This is a genomic window from Planococcus sp. TJ-301 (assembly GCF_058268475.1).
The window spans coordinates 48774-66656 of sequence record NZ_JBZDOH010000006.1; the positions used below are offsets into that span (position 1 = coordinate 48774).

At 45.5% G+C, this 17883-nt stretch carries 31 protein-coding genes; all 31 read left to right on the top strand.

Translation table 11 applies throughout. From position 1 onward, the window contains the following. The first annotated feature begins 1 nt into the window (after position 1). The 31 genes from rplP to AC4EHJ_RS16640 all read left to right on the top strand — a co-directional run bounded on the left by rplP (position 2) and on the right by AC4EHJ_RS16640 (position 17686). Positions 2-436: a 50S ribosomal protein L16 gene (gene rplP, locus AC4EHJ_RS16490; protein ID WP_036803910.1), complete on the top strand. Its 435-nt coding sequence runs from the start codon at positions 2-4 to the stop codon at positions 434-436. Then, a complete protein-coding gene (gene rpmC / locus AC4EHJ_RS16495) occupies positions 426-626 on the top strand; it encodes a 50S ribosomal protein L29 (protein WP_135500637.1) in 201 nt (66 codons plus the stop codon). Before rplP ends, rpmC begins: the two co-directional genes overlap by 11 nt. A gap of 24 nt (positions 627-650) precedes the next feature. After that, complete coding sequence (rpsQ, locus tag AC4EHJ_RS16500; RefSeq protein WP_490976685.1) at positions 651-914, top strand: 30S ribosomal protein S17; 264 nt, start codon at positions 651-653, stop codon at positions 912-914. A gap of 47 nt (positions 915-961) precedes the next feature. Then, entirely contained in the window at positions 962-1330 is a 369-nt protein-coding gene (rplN, locus tag AC4EHJ_RS16505) for a 50S ribosomal protein L14 (protein WP_135500639.1), read from the top strand. A 35-nt stretch (positions 1331-1365) separates the two neighbouring features. Next, a complete protein-coding gene (gene rplX, locus AC4EHJ_RS16510) occupies positions 1366-1677 on the top strand; it encodes a 50S ribosomal protein L24 (protein ID WP_183736526.1) in 312 nt (103 codons plus the stop codon). Between the two features lie 27 nt (positions 1678-1704). After that, complete coding sequence (gene rplE, locus AC4EHJ_RS16515; protein WP_135500640.1) at positions 1705-2244, top strand: 50S ribosomal protein L5; 540 nt, start codon at positions 1705-1707, stop codon at positions 2242-2244. A gap of 19 nt (positions 2245-2263) precedes the next feature. Next, entirely contained in the window at positions 2264-2449 is a 186-nt protein-coding gene (gene rpsN / locus AC4EHJ_RS16520; protein ID WP_006828941.1) for a 30S ribosomal protein S14, read from the top strand. A gap of 29 nt (positions 2450-2478) precedes the next feature. Next, positions 2479-2877: a 30S ribosomal protein S8 gene (gene rpsH / locus AC4EHJ_RS16525; protein WP_006828942.1), complete on the top strand. Its 399-nt coding sequence runs from the start codon at positions 2479-2481 to the stop codon at positions 2875-2877. A gap of 30 nt (positions 2878-2907) precedes the next feature. Further along, entirely contained in the window at positions 2908-3447 is a 540-nt protein-coding gene (rplF, locus tag AC4EHJ_RS16530) for a 50S ribosomal protein L6 (protein ID WP_490976686.1), read from the top strand. Positions 3448-3480: 33 nt separating this feature from the next. Beyond that, positions 3481-3843 (top strand): 50S ribosomal protein L18, encoded by a 363-nt coding sequence (gene rplR, locus AC4EHJ_RS16535; RefSeq protein ID WP_490976687.1) that lies wholly within the window; start codon positions 3481-3483, stop codon positions 3841-3843. A gap of 20 nt (positions 3844-3863) precedes the next feature. Beyond that, positions 3864-4364 (top strand): 30S ribosomal protein S5, encoded by a 501-nt coding sequence (gene rpsE / locus AC4EHJ_RS16540; RefSeq protein WP_135500642.1) that lies wholly within the window; start codon positions 3864-3866, stop codon positions 4362-4364. A gap of 14 nt (positions 4365-4378) precedes the next feature. Further along, positions 4379-4561, top strand: a complete 183-nt coding sequence (gene rpmD / locus AC4EHJ_RS16545) for a 50S ribosomal protein L30 (protein ID WP_135500643.1) — start codon at positions 4379-4381, stop codon at positions 4559-4561. Positions 4562-4595: 34 nt separating this feature from the next. Continuing rightward, the gene (gene rplO / locus AC4EHJ_RS16550) at positions 4596-5036 is read left to right on the top strand and encodes a 50S ribosomal protein L15 (RefSeq protein ID WP_490976688.1); all 441 of its coding nucleotides are present in this window, start codon (positions 4596-4598) and stop codon (positions 5034-5036) included. After that, positions 5036-6331 (top strand): preprotein translocase subunit SecY, encoded by a 1296-nt coding sequence (gene secY, locus AC4EHJ_RS16555; RefSeq protein WP_490976689.1) that lies wholly within the window; start codon positions 5036-5038, stop codon positions 6329-6331. Before rplO ends, secY begins: the two co-directional genes overlap by 1 nt. A 60-nt stretch (positions 6332-6391) precedes the next feature. After that, positions 6392-7045, top strand: coding sequence for an adenylate kinase (locus AC4EHJ_RS16560; protein WP_490976690.1), 654 nt, complete (start codon positions 6392-6394; stop codon positions 7043-7045). A gap of 403 nt (positions 7046-7448) precedes the next feature. Further along, positions 7449-7667, top strand: a complete 219-nt coding sequence (gene infA / locus AC4EHJ_RS16565; RefSeq protein ID WP_006828950.1) for a translation initiation factor IF-1 — start codon at positions 7449-7451, stop codon at positions 7665-7667. A 37-nt stretch (positions 7668-7704) separates the two neighbouring features. Further along, positions 7705-7818, top strand: a complete 114-nt coding sequence (rpmJ, locus tag AC4EHJ_RS16570) for a 50S ribosomal protein L36 (protein WP_006828951.1) — start codon at positions 7705-7707, stop codon at positions 7816-7818. A 21-nt stretch (positions 7819-7839) separates the two neighbouring features. After that, positions 7840-8205 carry a 30S ribosomal protein S13 gene (gene rpsM / locus AC4EHJ_RS16575; RefSeq protein ID WP_290213329.1) on the top strand — a complete coding sequence of 122 codons (366 nt, stop codon included), beginning with the start codon at positions 7840-7842 and terminating at the stop codon, positions 8203-8205. Between the two features lie 25 nt (positions 8206-8230). Next, positions 8231-8620, top strand: coding sequence for a 30S ribosomal protein S11 (gene rpsK, locus AC4EHJ_RS16580; protein WP_135500648.1), 390 nt, complete (start codon positions 8231-8233; stop codon positions 8618-8620). A 128-nt stretch (positions 8621-8748) separates the two neighbouring features. Then, entirely contained in the window at positions 8749-9693 is a 945-nt protein-coding gene (locus tag AC4EHJ_RS16585; RefSeq protein ID WP_135500649.1) for a DNA-directed RNA polymerase subunit alpha, read from the top strand. 46 nt (positions 9694-9739) lie between these two features. Further along, complete coding sequence (rplQ, locus tag AC4EHJ_RS16590) at positions 9740-10114, top strand: 50S ribosomal protein L17 (RefSeq protein WP_135500650.1); 375 nt, start codon at positions 9740-9742, stop codon at positions 10112-10114. A gap of 339 nt (positions 10115-10453) precedes the next feature. Next, positions 10454-11302 carry an energy-coupling factor ABC transporter ATP-binding protein gene (locus tag AC4EHJ_RS16595; protein ID WP_490976691.1) on the top strand — a complete coding sequence of 283 codons (849 nt, stop codon included), beginning with the start codon at positions 10454-10456 and terminating at the stop codon, positions 11300-11302. Beyond that, positions 11278-12150, top strand: coding sequence for an energy-coupling factor ABC transporter ATP-binding protein (locus AC4EHJ_RS16600; protein ID WP_490976692.1), 873 nt, complete (start codon positions 11278-11280; stop codon positions 12148-12150). Before AC4EHJ_RS16595 ends, AC4EHJ_RS16600 begins: the two co-directional genes overlap by 25 nt. Beyond that, positions 12147-12944, top strand: a complete 798-nt coding sequence (locus tag AC4EHJ_RS16605; RefSeq protein WP_490976693.1) for an energy-coupling factor transporter transmembrane component T family protein — start codon at positions 12147-12149, stop codon at positions 12942-12944. Before AC4EHJ_RS16600 ends, AC4EHJ_RS16605 begins: the two co-directional genes overlap by 4 nt. Positions 12945-12955: 11 nt before the next feature. Beyond that, on the top strand, positions 12956-13699 hold the full coding sequence (truA, locus tag AC4EHJ_RS16610; RefSeq protein ID WP_490976694.1) for a tRNA pseudouridine(38-40) synthase TruA: 744 nt from the start codon (positions 12956-12958) through the stop codon (positions 13697-13699). 214 nt (positions 13700-13913) lie between these two features. Then, positions 13914-14351 carry a 50S ribosomal protein L13 gene (gene rplM / locus AC4EHJ_RS16615; RefSeq protein ID WP_490976695.1) on the top strand — a complete coding sequence of 146 codons (438 nt, stop codon included), beginning with the start codon at positions 13914-13916 and terminating at the stop codon, positions 14349-14351. Positions 14352-14380: 29 nt separating this feature from the next. Further along, positions 14381-14773 (top strand): 30S ribosomal protein S9, encoded by a 393-nt coding sequence (rpsI, locus tag AC4EHJ_RS16620; RefSeq protein WP_135500656.1) that lies wholly within the window; start codon positions 14381-14383, stop codon positions 14771-14773. 120 nt (positions 14774-14893) lie between these two features. Further along, the gene (locus AC4EHJ_RS16625; RefSeq protein WP_490976696.1) at positions 14894-15325 is read left to right on the top strand and encodes a VOC family protein; all 432 of its coding nucleotides are present in this window, start codon (positions 14894-14896) and stop codon (positions 15323-15325) included. A 185-nt stretch (positions 15326-15510) separates the two neighbouring features. Continuing rightward, positions 15511-16572 carry an Mrp/NBP35 family ATP-binding protein gene (locus tag AC4EHJ_RS16630; protein WP_490976697.1) on the top strand — a complete coding sequence of 354 codons (1062 nt, stop codon included), beginning with the start codon at positions 15511-15513 and terminating at the stop codon, positions 16570-16572. Positions 16573-16735: 163 nt separating this feature from the next. Beyond that, positions 16736-17419, top strand: coding sequence for a KinB-signaling pathway activation protein (locus AC4EHJ_RS16635; protein WP_490976698.1), 684 nt, complete (start codon positions 16736-16738; stop codon positions 17417-17419). Positions 17420-17497: 78 nt separating this feature from the next. Continuing rightward, a complete protein-coding gene (locus tag AC4EHJ_RS16640) occupies positions 17498-17686 on the top strand; it encodes a hypothetical protein (protein WP_490976699.1) in 189 nt (62 codons plus the stop codon). Positions 17687-17883: the final 197 nt, after the last annotated feature.

Here is a 17883-nt window from a genome sequence, read left to right on the forward strand (position 1 = left end):
TATGTTAATGCCTAAACGCGTTAAATATCGTCGAGAGCACCGAGGCAAGATGCGCGGAGAAGCTAAAGGCGGCAAAGAAATCGCATTCGGTGAATTTGGTCTCCAGGCTTTAGAATCATCTTGGATCACTAACCGCCAAATCGAAGCAGCACGTATTTCCATGACTCGCTACATGAAACGTGGCGGTAAAGTATGGATTAAAATTTTCCCGCATAAACCTTATACGAAAAAGCCTCTTGAGGTACGTATGGGATCCGGTAAAGGTTCGCCTGAAGGCTGGGTAGCGGTTGTTAAAACTGGTAAAGTAATGTTCGAACTTGCTGGAGTATCTGAAGAAGTGGCACGCGAAGCATTGCGCCTTGCATCACACAAACTTCCGATCAAAACGAAGTTCGTTAAACGCGAAGAAATTGGTGGTGAATCGAATGAAAGCTAAAGAAATCCGTGACTTAACCACTGCTGAAATCGAACAAAAAGTGAAATCACTGAAGGAAGAGCTTTTCAACCTTCGCTTCCAATTGGCTACTGGTCAATTAGAAAATACTGCTCGCATCCGCGAAGTACGTAAAGCGATTGCCCGTATGAAAACTGTGATTCACGAAAGAGTACTCAGTGGCAATAACTGATAAATCGAGAGGAGGTTTGCAAGTATGACTGAGCGTAACCAACGCAAAGTATACACAGGCCGTGTTGTGTCTGACAAAATGGACAAAACCGTTACAGTAATGGTTGAAACTCAAAAGAAGCACGCATTTTATGGCAAACGTGTAAAATACTCTAAGAAATATAAAGCTCATGATGAGCTAAACGAAGCGAAAATGGGCGACGTAGTTCGCATCATGGAAACTCGTCCGCTGTCAGCTACAAAACGTTTCCGTTTGATGGAAGTTGTAGAAAAAGCGGTTATTATCTAATTTAAATAATTTCGGAACCTAAGAAATTCCGAAGGGAGGTAACCTAAGTGATCCAACAGGAAACTCGTTTAAAAGTTGCAGACAACTCGGGTGCTCGTGAAGTACTAACAATTAAAGTACTTGGTGGTTCTGGTCGCAAGACTGCAAACATCGGTGACGTAATTGTTTGTACCGTGAAGAAAGCAACACCAGGTGGCGTTGTCAAGAAAGGTGAAGTCGTTAAGGCTGTCATCGTTCGCACGAAAAGCGGAGCTCGCCGTAAAGACGGTACTTACATTAAGTTTGATGAAAATGCATGTGTTATTATTCGTGACGACAAAGGTCCACGTGGAACACGTATTTTCGGACCTGTTGCCCGCGAACTACGCGACAGCAACTTCATGAAAATCGTTTCACTTGCTCCTGAAGTTCTTTAATAAATCAATGTGCCATACCAAGGAGGTGCGACAGAATGCATGTTAAAAAAGGTGATACAGTTAAGGTGATTTCAGGTAAAGACAAAGGCAAAACAGGTGTTGTTTTGACAGCTCTACCTAAGAAAGACCGTGTGCTAGTTGAAGGTGTAAACATCATCAAAAAGCATACAAAACCGAACCAGGCAAGCCCACAAGGTGGGATTGTCAGCCAAGAAGCAGCGATTCACGTTTCTAACGTAATGTTAATCGACCCTAAATCCGGCGAGCCGACTCGTGTAGGATACAAGGTAGAAGATGGTAAAAAAGTTCGTGTTGCAAAAAAATCCGGTGAAAAATTAGATAAATAAAATTCCTGAATGAAGGGAGGTACACACATGAACCGCCTAAAAGAAAAATATGTGAATGAAGTCACTCCTGCTCTAGTGAGCAAGTTTGAATATAAATCAGTAATGCAAGTACCTCAAGTAGATAAGATCGTTATCAACATGGGTGTGGGCGAAGCTGTTCAAAACACTAAGTCCCTTGACACTGCTGTTGAAGAATTACAAACCATTTCTGGTCAAAAACCAGTAATTACTAAAGCTAAGAAATCTATCGCTGGCTTCCGTCTTCGTGAAGGTATGCCAATCGGATGTAAAGTTACACTTCGCGGAGAGCGTATGTATGACTTCCTGGATAAATTGATTGCTATCTCACTTCCACGTGTACGTGATTTCCGTGGCGTTTCGAAAAAATCTTTCGATGGACGCGGCAACTACACACTTGGTGTGAAAGAACAATTGATCTTCCCTGAAATCGATTATGATAAAGTTTCTAAAGTACGCGGTATGGACATCGTAATTGTAACAACTGCGAACTCTGATGAAGAAGCTCGTGAGTTATTAACACAATTCGGAATGCCGTTCCAAAAGTAAACGTGAGGGAGGCGTAAACGTGGCTAAAAAATCTATGATCGCAAAACAAAAACGCACGCCAAAGTTTAAAGTACAAGAGTACACACGCTGTGAACGATGCGGACGTCCGCATTCAGTATTACGCAAATTTAAACTTTGCCGTATTTGTTTCCGTGAACTTGCATATGTGGGACAAATTCCTGGCGTTAAAAAAGCCAGCTGGTAATCCCCTAATTTGGGAAGGAGGTAAATGTAATGACAATGACAGATCCGATTGCAGATATGCTGACACGCATTCGTAATGCAAACATGGTTCGTCACGAGAAATTAGAGCTTCCGGCTTCTAATGTGAAAAAAGACATCGCTGAAATTCTTAAGCGTGAAGGTTTCGTTCGTGACGTGGAATATGTTGAAGATGATAAACAAGGTATGATCCGGATTTTCTTGAAATACGGAGCTAATAACGAACGCGTTATTACTGGATTGAAACGCATTTCAAAACCAGGATTACGTGTATACGCTAAAACTAATGAGGTGCCTCGTGTGCTGAACGGTCTTGGGATCGCTTTGGTATCGACATCACAAGGTTTGGTAACTGATAAAGAAGCCCGCGCGAAACAAATCGGCGGAGAAATCATAGCATACGTTTGGTAATTAGCAACAAACGAATGGAGGTGCAAAGAAATGTCACGTGTAGGTAAAAAACCAATCGAGGTTCCTGCTGACGTTACTGTCACTATTGGAGACAATAACGAAGTAACTGTTAAAGGACCTAAAGGCGAGTTGACTCGCACATTTAACAAAGATATCGCAATCGTTCTTGAAGACAACGTGGTAACATTGTCACGCCCGTCTGAATCGAAAGATCACCGCACAATTCACGGAACTACTCGTGCTTTGCTTGCTAACATGGTTCTTGGAACTTCTCAAGGATTCGAGCGTACGCTTGAATTGGTAGGGGTTGGATACCGTGCTCAGCTGCAAGGTCAAAAATTGGTTCTTAACGTAGGTTACTCTCACCCGGTTGAATTCACTCCGGAAGATGGCCTTACAGTTGAAGTTCCAGCTAACACACGAGTTATCGTTAAAGGCATCGACAAAGAACGCGTTGGAGCTCTTGCTTCTAACATCCGCCAAGTGCGTCCGCCAGAGCCGTATAAAGGCAAAGGTATCCGTTACGAAGGTGAGAAAGTTCGCCGCAAAGAAGGTAAAACAGGTAAATAATGCTGCTTAGGCAGGATGAAAGGAGTGACCTCAGTGATTACGAAACTCGATAAAAACGCATCTCGTAAAAAGCGTCATGCTCGTGTACGTTCAAAAATCACGGGTACAGCAACACGCCCGCGTTTAAACGTATTCCGTTCGAATAAATATATCTACGCTCAATTGATCGACGATACAAACGGCGTAACACTTGTAAGTGCATCATCTATGGATAAAGATTTCACAGGCGATTCAACTGGCAACGTGGACGCGGCGGCTAAAGTCGGCGAAACAATCGCAAAACGTGCTACTGAAAACGGTTTGAAATCGATCGTTTTTGACCGCGGTGGTTATTTATATCATGGACGTGTAAAAGCATTGGCAGAAGCTGCACGTGAAAATGGTTTACAATTTTAAAAGAAGGAGGGACACATTTCATGCGTCGTATTGATCCAAACAAACTTGAACTTGAAGAACGCGTAGTTACGATTAACCGCGTAGCGAAAGTTGTAAAAGGTGGACGTCGTTTCCGTTTCTCCGCATTAGTTGTTGTAGGCGACAAAAATGGTAATGTCGGTTTTGGTACTGGTAAAGCTCAAGAAGTTCCAGATGCTATCCGTAAAGCTATTGAAGATGCGAAGAAAAACCTTATTGAAGTACCAATGGTTAAAGGTACAACTCCACACTTAGTAATCGGTCGCTTTGGTGCTGGCCAAATTCTTATCAAACCGGCTTCTCCGGGTACTGGTGTTATTGCTGGTGGACCTGTCCGTGCGGTACTTGAACTTGCTGGAGTACAAGACATCTTGTCGAAATCTCTAGGTTCAAACACACCAATCAACATGGTTCGTGCAACTATCAACGGTTTAACTCAACTGAAAAGTGCTGACCAAGTTGCAAAACTTCGCGGCAAAACTACAGAAGAGCTATTAGGATAAGGAGGGAAAATTACATGGCAACTAAACTAGAAATTACCCTCACAAAATCTGTGATCGGCGCTAAGCCATCACAACGTAAAACTGTCCAGTCATTAGGCTTGCGCAAAATGCACCAGACAGTAGCGCACCAAGACAATGCAGCCGTTCGCGGAATGCTTGATAAAGTCGCTCATTTAGTAACTATCAAAGAAGTTTAATCCCTGATTTTCTATAGAAGGAGGTGCCAACCACATGAAACTTCATGAATTAAAACCAGCAGAAGGATCACGCAGTTCAAGAAAGCGTGTCGGACGCGGTATCGGTTCAGGTACTGGTAAAACAGCAGGTAAAGGCCATAAAGGTCAAAACGCACGTTCTGGCGGCGGAGTTCGTCCAGGATTCGAGGGTGGTCAAAACCCATTGTTCCGTCGTTTGCCTAAACGTGGATTTACGAACATTAACCGTAAAGACTACGCTATTGTCAACCTTGATGTATTGAACCGTTTCGACGAGGGCACAGAAATTACACCTGCATTGCTTATGGAATCAGGTTTTGTCAGCAATGAACGTTCTGGAATCAAGATTCTGGGCAATGGTAGCTTAGAGAAGAAATTGACTGTTAAAGCTCACAAATTCTCTGGAACAGCAAAAGAAGCGATTGAAGCTGCCGGCGGACAAACCGAGGTGCTTTAATGTTTCAGACAATCTCAAATTTTATGCGCGTGACTGATATTCGAAATAAAATTATCTTTACTTTACTAATGCTCATCATTTTCCGTATCGGAACTTTCATTCCGGTACCGAATGTTGACGCAAGCGTATTGCAAGCTACTGATCAAGCTGGCTTGATCGGATTCTTAAATACTTTCGGTGGAGGCGCCCTAGCTAATTTCTCGATTTTAGCAATGGGAATCATGCCATACATCACAGCGTCAATCATTGTGCAATTATTGCAGATGGACGTTGTGCCGAAGTTTGCAGAGTGGGCGAAACAAGGTGAAGTCGGAAGACGGAAACTTGCTCAATTCACTCGCTATTTCACAATTGTTCTTGCCTTTATCCAAGCAATTGGTATGTCTTACGGATTCAACCAGATTTATGGTGGATCTTTAATACTGGACGATTCGGTTGCAACTTATGCTGTAATCGCAATTGTTTTAACTGGCGGTACTGCATTTCTACTGTGGCTTGGTGAGCAGATTACGGCAAAAGGTGTGGGGAACGGTATTTCGATTATCATCTTCGCTGGGATTGTCGCTGCAATACCTGGAGCTGTCAACCAATTGTATGCACAGCAAATCGAAGGAGCTGGTTCTCAGCTTGCGATCAACATCGCCCTTCTGGTCTTGCTTGCATTAGCAGTTGTTGCTGTTACTGTTTTGGTTATCTACGTTCAGCAAGCGCTGCGCAAAATTCCGATCCAGTATGCAAAACGCGTTGCTGGCCGCGGCCAGACAACAGGTGCACAACAAACGCATTTACCTTTGAAAGTGAACGCGGCCGGAGTTATCCCGGTTATCTTCGCAGTAGCGTTTATCATTACGCCGCAAACCATCGCTTCTTTCTTTGGCGCCAACGCGGTTACGGATGCAATCCAGAATACATTTGACTACACTCGCCCTGTCGGCATGATTATTTATGTCGCTTTGATTGTAGCTTTCACGTATTTCTATGCATTCATTCAGGTTAATCCTGAAAACGTGTCGGACAATCTGAAAAAGCAAGGTGCTTATATTCCGGGAATCCGTCCGGGTAAAAATACGCAAGATTATTTAACAAGTGTGTTATACCGTTTGACATTCGTCGGAGCGATTTTCCTATCCGTTATCGCAGTAATGCCAATTTTCTTCACCAACTTGATGGGCTTGCCGCAATCGGCGCAAATCGGTGGTACAAGTCTATTGATCGTGGTAGGGGTAGCGCTGGAGACGATGAAACAATTGGAATCTCAGCTTGTTAAACGTCATTACAAAGGCTTTATGAAATAATCAGGGGTTTTAGGGGCGTGTCAAATCGTTCCTTCTCCACTTGTCTGAGGGGGCAAACGTATGAATATCGTATTAATGGGTCTACCTGGTGCTGGAAAAGGCACTCAAGCGGACAAAATTGTTGAGAAGTACGACATCCCTCATATTTCTACAGGTGATATGTTCCGGGCCGCTATTAAAGGCGGAACGAAACTAGGCTTGGAAGCAAAATCGTTCATGGATAAGGGAGCATTAGTTCCCGATGAAGTGACTATCGGTATCGTCCGTGAGCGTCTTAGCGCAGCGGATTGTGAAGAAGGCTTCCTATTGGACGGCTTTCCACGTACAGTCCCACAAGCTGAAGCGCTGGAATCTCTTCTTGCCGATCTTGGCAAAAGAATCGAGCATGTCGTAAACATTCAAGTTGAACAAGACGAACTTGTTAAGCGATTATCAGGCCGTCGGATTTGCAAAGTGTGTGGCACTGCGTACCATCTTGTGTTCAATCCGCCTAAAGTTGAAGGCGTGTGCGACAAAGACGGGGGCGAGCTTTACATGCGCGAAGACGATAACCCTGAAACCGTCACAAACCGTTTAGAAGTCAACATTAAACAAACTCAGCCGCTTCTGGATTTCTACGAAGACAAAGGCGTGCTGAAAAATATAAATGGACAGCAGGACATTCAGAAAGTATTTGCTGACATTGATGCTCTTCTAAAGGGCGACCGAGGCTAATCTTCGGCGCCGGGCGCAGTTAGTTGCCTCCATGTGGCTTTAAGGAGCGACGGAGATATGAATTTTCGAGAGCTGCAAAAGCAAACAAGGCTCCTTATAGGAAATCTGGTGCAGGGTCGCAAAGTGCAATTCGGCATGGGAAATAGTATAATGGGTTTCGTGGAAGCATCTGTGTAACGGGTTTGGAACTCATCCAAGGCAGTCCGGACGGTCGAGGAAACATGAGTCAGGCTGGATTAACCGGATTACCCCCTCTCCGCAATTTGCGGGCAGTGGAACTCGGAGACTGTCTTTCGAATGTCACTCATGCATTCCTGGTGAATGAATATCGTAGTATTATTCAATCAGCAAATACTGTTTGAAGATGAGAACCTGATTTGTATACAGAAGGGAGACTGGGTCGATGGCGAAAGACGATGTAATTGAAATCGAAGGAACAGTCGTTGAGACTTTGCCTAACGCGATGTTTAAAGTAGAATTGGAGAACGGCCATACGATTCTTGCGCATGTATCAGGCAAGATCCGCATGCATTTCATCCGCATTCTGCCGGGGGATAAAGTAACAGTGGAACTTTCTCCTTACGATTTAACACGCGGTCGTATCACATACCGTTTTAAATAATCTTTTGCACTCCGGACTACTAAGGAGGTTGGGTTAGATGAAAGTGAGACCATCTGTAAAACCGATCTGTGAAAAATGTAAAGTTATTCGCAGAAACGGTAAAGTAATGGTAATCTGTGAAAATCCGAAACACAAACAAAGACAAGGCTAATAAGAAGGAGGTGCATCACACATGGCACGTATTGCTGGTGTTGACATTCCACGCGACAAACGCGTTGTTATTTCATTAACATACATTTTCGGTGTTGGTAAAACTACTGCTCAGAAAGTACTTTCAGGAGCTGGTATCTCTGAAGATACTCGCGTTCGCGATCTTACTGAAGACGAGTTGAACAATATCCGTGAACAATTGGATCAATTTAAAATTGAAGGTGACCTACGCCGTGAAGTTTCTATGAACATCAAGCGATTGATGGAAATTGCTAGCTTCCGAGGTATCCGCCACCGCCGTGGACTACCTGTTCGCGGACAAAATACGAAGAACAATGCGCGTACGCGTAAGGGTCCTCGTAAAACTGTAGCTAACAAGAAAAAATAATCAGTAAAGGAGGTATCTTCTTAACATGGCACGTAAACAACAAACTCGTAAGCGTCGTGTGAAAAAGAATATCGAATCTGGTATTGCTCACATCCGCTCAACATTTAACAACACAATCGTTACGATTACAGATATGCAAGGAAACGCAGTATCTTGGTCAAGCGCTGGTGCTCTAGGATTTAGAGGTTCACGTAAATCTACACCTTTCGCTGCTCAAATGGCTGCTGAAACTTGTGCTAAAACTTCAATCGAACACGGTCTTAAAACTCTAGAAGTTACAGTTAAAGGTCCTGGTTCAGGTCGTGAGGCTGCTATCCGTGCGCTTCAAGCTGCCGGACTAGAAGTTACAGCTATCAAAGATGTAACTCCAGTACCTCATAACGGTTGCCGTCCGCCAAAACGCCGTCGCGTATAATCGTTAATCTGAATAGGATTTTTGAACATCACGACTTACTGAATGTGTTCCGAATCGTTGCGAAAGTCTGTGACTATCGAATTCTTGATGAAACGAAAATACCGACGTTTTGAAGGAGGGTAAAATGAATGCTCGAAATAGAAAAACCAAAAATTGAAACGGTCGAGATCGACAACACTGCTAAATACGGCAAGTTTGTTGTTGAACCGCTTGAGCGTGGATATGGAACTACTTTAGGAAACTCCTTACGTCGAATCTTACTTTCATCTTTACCAGGCGCTGCTGTTACTTCGATTCAAATTGATGGTGTCTTGCATGAATTCTCCACTGTTGAAGGTGTAGAAGAAGATGTAGCATCAATCATCTTGAATATTAAGAAACTGGCACTGAAAATTTACTCTGACGAAGAAAAAGTCATTGAAATTGATGTAAAAGGTGATGGAACGGTTACGGCTGCAGATATCACTCACGACAGTGACGTGGAAATTCTGAATCCGGATCTATATATTGCAACAATCGCTAAAAACGGACACCTGCGTATGCGCATGTATGCGAACAGAGGCCGTGGATACGCTCGTGCAGATCAGAACAAACGTGAAGATCTTCCGATCGGCGTCATTCCGATTGACTCTATTTACACTCCAGTATCACGCGTGAACTTCCAAGTGGAAAACACACGTGTGGGCCAGCTCGCTAATTTTGATAAATTATCTCTTGATGTTTGGACAGATGGCAGCATTGGTCCTAAAGAGGCAATTGCACTTGGTGCGAAAATTTTTACTGAGCATTTAAATATCTTCGTTGGTTTGACAGATGAGGCTCAAACGGCTGAAATCATGGTTGAAAAAGAAGAAGACCAAAAAGAAAAAGTGTTGGAGATGACTATCGAAGAACTTGATCTTTCGGTTCGTTCTTACAACTGCTTAAAACGTGCGGGTATCAACACGGTACACGAACTGGCTAGCAAGTCGGAAGACGACATGATGAAAGTACGCAACCTCGGACGCAAATCACTTGAAGAAGTTAAAGTGAAGTTAGAAGATTTAGGGTTAGGCCTTCGTAAAGAAGACTGACACTTATAATCGGATCCGATATATTTAACAAAGGAGGGAAACTTCAATGAGAAAGCTACAACGTACAAGTTCTCAGCGTAAAGCACTATTACGTGACCTTACAACAGACTTAATCGTTCATGAACGCATTCAAACGACTGAAGCTCGTGCGAAAGAAGTTCGTTCAACTGTAGAAAAAATGATTACGCTTGGCAAACGTGGAGATCTTCACGCACGCCGTAAAGCTGCAGCATTTATTCGCCGTGAGTTAGTAACTACTGCTGACGCAGAAGGTAACGAAAACACAATCTTTGCTTTGCAAAAATTGTTTGATGACGTTGCACCACGCTACGCAGAACGCCAAGGCGGCTACACTCGCATCATGAAAATGGGGCCTCGTCGCGGAGATGGCGCACCAATGGTAATCATCGAATTAGTTTAATTTGAATCAGCAGATTCAAGTTAGATCCGTTGGCTGAACTTCAGCCAGCGGGACAATTGATTTATTGGAAGAGGGTTCATGCCCTCTTCTTTTAGCATTATGGTTTATACGACACTCATGAAAAGCTGAGCGTTATGATGAGCGAGTCTTCGGACGGCGTCTTGTCTAGCTCTACGCACCTCATTCAACCCTGGCTTAAGCAACCGGGGCGCCATAGAGACAGAAAAGCGCATTTCTCTGAATGAGGTGCGCGCTTTTTTTTATCCATTTTTAGTTTTACAATTGCTTAGGAGACCGAGTAGAGTAGAGGTAGTTTGCAATTAGAGGAGGCCAGCAGAGATGAATTCGATTATTATGTCATTTGAAAATGTGACATTTACATATGCGCCAGACGAAGAATCGGTTCGGCCGGCAGTAGCGGACCTTTCTTTTACCATTGAGGAAGGAGAGTGGATTGCGCTGGTCGGGCATAACGGATCAGGCAAATCAACGATCGCCAAATTGATGAACGGATTACTGTTTCCGAAAGCTGGAAAGGTGACGGCAATGGGCAAACCGATGTCCGAAGAAACGCTATGGGACATCCGTTCCCAAATGGGCATGGTGTTCCAAAACCCAGACAATCAGTTTGTCGGGGCGACGGTGCAGGACGATGTGGCATTTGCCTTGGAGAATAACGGCGTCCCCCATGATGAAATGGTGGTGCGTGTGAAAGAATCATTGCGCCAAGTGAAGATGGAAGATTATATGGACCAGGAGCCTCATCATTTGTCTGGAGGGCAGAAGCAGCGGGTGGCAATTGCCGGAGCTTTGGCTTTGCGTCCGCGGCTGCTGATTTTGGATGAAGCGACTTCGATGCTCGATCCCCAAGGGCGGATGGAAGTGATTGAAACAATCAGGGAGCTGAGAGAAGCGACCGGCTTGACGGTCATCTCCATTACGCATGATTTAGAGGAAGCTGCGCTAGCCGATAGGCTGATTGTTATGAACCAGGGACATAAACAATTAGAAGGCAACCCAGAGCAAGTATTCCGTTCGGGCAGCGAATTGATGGAGCTGGGCCTGGATTTGCCATTTGCGATGCGCATGACGCATTTGCTTCGCGAAGAAGGCTTGGATATTAAAGGCGAGCATATGACAGAAGATAAGTTGGTGAATGAACTATGGACATCTTACTCCAAGATGTAGGATACAGCTACGCGAAAGATACGCCATTTGAAAAACGGGCATTGCATCACGTAAATCTGCATATCCCGTCAGGATCCTATACGGCAATCATCGGGCATACCGGCTCAGGGAAGTCGACCGTTTTGCAGCATCTGAACGCGCTGCTGAAACCGACGGAAGGCACTGTAATGATTGGTGAACGGAAAATAGAAGCGGGGACAAAAGCGAAGAACCTGCGCGATATCCGCCGCCAAGTCGGAATTGTCTTCCAATTTCCTGAGCAGCAGCTGTTTGATGAAACCGTCTTGAAAGACATCATGTTCGGGCCATTGAATTATGGCGTTCCAGAAGAAGAAGCAAGCCGGCGCGCTCGCGAATTGGTCCAGCAGCTCGGGCTTCCGATGGACGTGCTGGAAAAGTCACCGTTTGACCTGTCCGGCGGGCAAATGCGCCGTGTGGCGATAGCGGGCGTCCTGGCAATGGAGCCGGACGTATTGGTGCTTGATGAACCGACAGCGGGGCTGGATCCAAGAGGCCGCCGTGAAATCATGGACCTTTTCTATAGGCTACATGTCGAAAAAGGGCTGACGACGGTATTGGTGACGCACAGCATGGAAGATGCCGCGCGCTACGCCGATCAGATCGCCATCATGCATGGCGGTAAATGTGTGGTGACAGGCGATCCAGTCACCATCTTTTCCAACGAAGAGCAATTGCATGATTATCGGCTCGAACCGCCGCGTTCGGTCCGCCTGCAACGGCAATTCGAAGAAAAGATGGGCATCAAATTGAATGGCATTTCTCTCACTGAGGAAGCATTAGCAAAAAACATTGCGCAGGCTCTTCAGAAAGGGCGTGATGTCATATGATAGAGAAAATGATCTTCGGCCGCTATATTCCCGGCGATTCAATCGTCCACCGGATGGATCCGCGTGCAAAAATCCTCTTTGTGTTTATTTTTATCGCAGTGGTTTTTGTGGCAAATAATGCGCTGACATATGGCATATTGCTGGGATTCACCCTTTTTGTTGTGTTTTTGTCGAAAATACGCCTGTACTTTCTTATTACGGGTTTGAAACCGGTCTTTATCCTATTGATATTCACGTTCCTTTTGCATATTTTCTTTACGCGCGGAGGGGACGTGCTGCTGAGCATCGGGTTTATCGAGATTTATGAGGAAGGGCTGCGGCAAGGTATTTTCTTGTCGGTCCGCTTTCTGGTGTTGGTGTTCATCACGAGCATCCTGACGCTGACGACTTCACCGATTTCCATTACCGATGGCATCGAAACCTTGCTGGGGCCGTTCAAGCGCGTCAAGCTTCCTGTGCACGAGCTGGCGTTGATGATGTCGATTTCGCTGCGCTTCATCCCGACTTTGATGGACGAGACGGGAAAAATCATGAAGGCACAGATGGCAAGAGGGTCGGATATCGGCTCAGGACCCGTGAAAGAACGCATCAAAGCGGTAGTGCCTTTGCTCATTCCGTTGTTCGTCAGCGCATTTAAGCGTGCAGAAGACTTGGCAACAGCGATGGAAGTGCGGGGTTACCGCGGCGGAGAAGGCCGTACCCGCTACCGCCAGCTCGACTGGGGCTTTAAAGATACATTCAGCATGGCGCTGCTTGTCGGTTTGACAGCTGTTCTTTGGTATTACCGGACATAAGGAGAGAAAGCATGAAACGAATGAAAGCGAAAATCGCCTATGACGGATCCGGTTTTGCGGGCTATCAAGTCCAACCGGATTCGCGTACAGTGCAGCAGGAATTGATGAAGGTTTTAAAGACAATCCATAAAGGTGAAGTTGTGCAAGTGGTGGCGAGCGGCCGGACGGATGCGAAAGTGCATGCAACTGGCCAAGTCATCCATTTTGACACGCCGCTGTCGATTCCAGACAGCGGATGGTTGAAGGCGCTCAACGTGCTTCTGCCAGAAGATATCCGTGTCGCGGAAATCCACGAGGCGCCTGAAGGTTTCCACGCGCGCTACCATGCCGCTGGAAAGACTTATCGCTATAAATGGGACCGCAGCCAAGTGATCAGCCCGTTCACCCGCAATTACATGGTGCATATAAAGCAGTGTCCCGACCTTGTGAAAATGCAGCAAGCGGCCGAAGCGTTTATCGGCACTCATGATTATTCGAGTTTCTGCGCAGTAAATACGGGCGTCGTCGATAAAGTGCGGACGGTAAGGCGCTTGGAATTTGAAGAGCATGGGGCAGAGCTCCACATGGTCATCGAAGGATCCGGCTTCCTCTATAATATGGTGCGCATCATCGCAGGCACATTGATGGAAGTGGGGGTCGGCAGAAAAAGCGTTTCGGAAGTGGCGGATATCATTAGTGCCAAAGAGCGGGGAGCGGCTGGTAAAACAGCTGCGGCTCACGGTTTATACCTTGAAAACGTAGAGTATGATGGCTGAAACAACTTTTCCTGGTGTATTTGGAAAAACCCTTGACTTTCCACCCGATTCGTTATAACATGATGTATGGTATTTTCATTACCCCCACGATATGCCCCGGAAGGTTATTTGTGTTAAGGGATAACGAAAAAACGGTACAACAGAACAACTGACATGTGCCAACGGAACTTGGGACATGATTAATAACAGATGATATTTTAGGAGGACAATATACATGCGTACAACATTCATGGCTAAAGGTCACGAAGTCGAGCGTAAATGGTTGGTTGTCGATGCAGAAGGGCAAACTCTTGGACGTTTAGCTTCTGAAGTCGCTTCAATCTTACGTGGTAAATACAAACCAACATTCACACCAAACGTTGACACTGGTGATCACGTGATCATCATCAACGCTGAAAAAATCCACTTGACTGGTAAAAAACTATCAGACAAAATCTACTACCGCCACACACAATACAGCGGTGGTTTGAAACAGCGCACAGCACTTGAAATGCGCACTAAATACCCGACTAAAATGCTTGAATTGGCTATCAAAGGGATGCTTCCAAAAAACTCTCTTGGCCGCCAGACGTTCAGAAAACTCCACGTTTACGCTGGACCAGACCATAACCACCAAGCACAACAACCAGAAGCTTACACGCTTCGCGGATAATTATACGTAAATAAGAGGAGGATACACCTTTGGCACAAGTTCAATATATTGGTACAGGTCGCCGTAAAAACTCTACAGCTCGCGTACGTTTAGTACCAGGAGACGGCACAATTACAATCAACAAACGTGACGTATCGGATTACGTTCCATACGAAACTCTTGAGCAAATCATCAAACAACCACTAGTTGCTACTGAAACTCTAGGAAGCTACGACGTCCTAGTAAACGTAAACGGCGGTGGATTCACTGGACAAGCTGGCGCAATCCGCCACGGTATCGCTCGCGCTCTACTTACTGTAGACCCTGCTTTCCGTCCAGCGTTGAAATCTGCTGGGTTGTTAACACGTGACCCACGTATGAAAGAACGTAAAAAACCAGGTCTTAAATCAGCACGTCGCGCACCTCAGTTCTCAAAACGTTAATTTCAAATTATACACAAAGCACTTTCCGAAGCAATTCGGAAAGTGCTTTTTTGTGGAAGCAAATAGTTAGTAGCCGCCTAAAAGTGTAAAATGAAAAAAACGGATGAAGGAGATGGGAATATGAATCGAATCAATCTTATTTGTTTAGGAGTCAGGGATATGGAAACGTCGGTAAAATTCTATCGGGACGGACTGGGGTTTAAGACTAATGAAAAAAGAGATAACCCGGAAATCGTATTTTTTAATTCTTCCGGTACGAAATTGGAGCTTTATCCTTTAGAGGATCTGGCGAAAGACATCAACGAAGCCAATCCGCCAAGCGGGAGCGGGTTTTCAGGTATTACGCTGGCCTATAACGCAAAAATAAAGGAAGAAGTGGACGAAATCATCGCTTTAGCGAAAGCAGCGGGAGCAGAAGTCGTTAAAGAACCGAGAGATGTTTTCTGGGGAGGCTATTCCGGGTATTTCAAAGATCCTGACGGCTATTATTGGGAAGTTGCCTGGGGGCCGGACTTTAAGTACGATGACAATGAAATGTTGGATTTTAGTTGATGTAATAATGTCTGGTTTTATTTAAAATGAACGGAATGCATGGAGCTCGATTTTTTGCTGCCAGCTCCATGGCGTTTTTTCATGACCAAAATCGAGTGCCTTTCCATAGAAGGCAGAATTGATTTAAAATAAAGTCCGCTATGTTATACTTTACGGTGAGCAAAAGTGAGAAGGAGTGTATCAATATGTTAAATGAAGCACAAGTTCGCGAATTACTGGGGACCCTGCAAGACCCGTTTTTACATAGATCGCTGACTGAAACGAACGGCATTACATCCGTCACGATAAAAGAAGAGAAAAACCACGTCAGCGTGAAGTTGGCTATCGCCAAAACGAATACGCCTGAACAGATGCAGCTGCAGATGAAAGTTGTCGAAATTCTGAAAGAAGCGGGAGCGGGTTCTGTCGGAATCCGTTTTGAAGAGCTTCCTCAGGAAGCATTGGCTCAATTCCGCGGTACTGCGAATGAATCAGAAGCACAAGACCTGCTGTCGCCATTGAACAAGGTTGAATTCATTTCAATCGCCAGCGGCAAAGGCGGCGTCGGCAAATCGACAGTGTCAGTAAACTTAGCTGTCGCCCTTGCGCGCCTAGGCAAAAAAGTCGGCTTGATTGATGCAGATATCTATGGTTTCAGTGTGCCGGATATGATGGGCATCGATAAATCACCTGTCGTCCGCGGCAATACGATCATTCCGGTTGAACGCTTCGGCGTCAAAGTAATCTCGATGGGCTTTTTCGTCGAAGACAATATGCCGGTTGTGTGGCGCGGCCCAATGCTTGGGAAAGTCTTGGATCAATTCTTCCGCGATGTAGAATGGGGCGAATTGGATTATTTGCTGCTGGACTTGCCGCCAGGGACAGGGGACGTAGCGCTGGACATCCATCAGATGCTGCCGGCCTCTAAAGAAATCGTCATTACGACACCGCATCCCACTGCAGCATTTGTAGCTGCGCGCGCAGGTGCGATGGCCATCCAAACCAATCACGAAGTTTTGGGAGTCATCGAGAATATGTCGTGGTTCGAAAGCAAAGAAACGGGCAATAAGGAATACCTTTTCGGCCAAGGAGGCGGCCCGAAGCTTGCTGAAGAGCTGCAGGCTCCATTGCTGGGCCAGATTCCACTGGGCCAGCCGGATTGGAACGAAGCGGATTTCGCGCCGTCAGTTTACACGGCAGACCATCCGATTGGGGAAATTTACGAAGACATCGCCATGCAATTGCTAAATCAATTCGCTAAAAAATAATGAATGGAGTCCGGCCGTGCAATGTGCAGCCGGACTTTTTCTATTTATGAACAGAATGCCACCAATTTCATGGTTTGTTCACATCAATGGGTCGGGCTTAATGGATTTTTTGCCGCCAGGTTGGTACAATCTTAAGAGGATTTCATACAATGGAGGCATTAACGTGACGATACGAAATTGGGTTAAATTTTTTATAAATGCTATTTTTATCGGCGGAGCGATTACCGGGATACTCGGTTTGTTCATCCGCTGGGATGACGTTTTCGCAGAAGCTTTCGCGAATGGGCAATGGGGAGAGGTTCTTGCCGGCTTTGCTTGGATGGTTGTTGTGGGGATGACGATGAGCATGATCAGCCAGATGGGCTTTTTTGCATATCTGACAATACATCAATTCGGCGTCAATATGTTCCGGACGCTGCGCTTATGGAATTGGGTTCAGCTGTTGATCATTGCAATCGTCATCTTCGATTTGATTGTCTTCCGTTTTGCGCCGAACGCAGAGACGGAAAGCCAGCAAGTGCTATATGGCGTGCTGTTGGCCATTTTGCTAGGCGCTTCATTGATTACCGCTTATTTCAAAGCGAAATGGACGACGAAGAGCACATTCATTTCAGCGCTGTTCTTTATGATCGTCATTACGACTTTGGAATGGCTTCCGGCTTTGATGGTCAAAGCAGATAACATCGACAGCTGGGTAGCATTGCTGCTGTTTCCGTTCCTGGCAGTCAACGCTTACCAGCTATTGGCTTTGCCGAAGTACAATGTTAAATCGGATATCGACCGCGAGAAGCTTGAAGAGCGTAAGGCTGCACGGAGACTGGCAGCCCAAGCAAGCCCGAAAAAATAAGAGACGCAACAAAGCCGACCGGATTTCTCTCTCTGAGAAATCCGGTCGGCTTTTTTCGAGGAGAGAGGGGGGGATCATTTGCCGGAAAAAATTAGCGCAAGAAAAACGTGGAATTTTCCAACGCGGATTTCTTGCGGACGGCTGGCAGCTGGTGCGGCTAAAACAAGAGATGAGGAATGCAGATGGCGCAAGGCTTTAGGCGCTATTGAGAAAAGGAGTGCGAAGAAAGAGAGAGGGAAAGAAAAAGAACTGAAGGAAAAAATCTAAAAGGTGTTGACAGGAGTATAAACATGCTTTAATATAATAAAAGTCGCCAAGCAACAACGAGCTACACAAACACAGATGGCGGCACAAACATGAACCTTGAAAACTGAACAGCAAAACGTCAACAACACGCAACGGCCGCGCAAAACGGCCCGCGCACAAACTACTGATCAGCATCACGCAGATCAAAAGCGAATCGT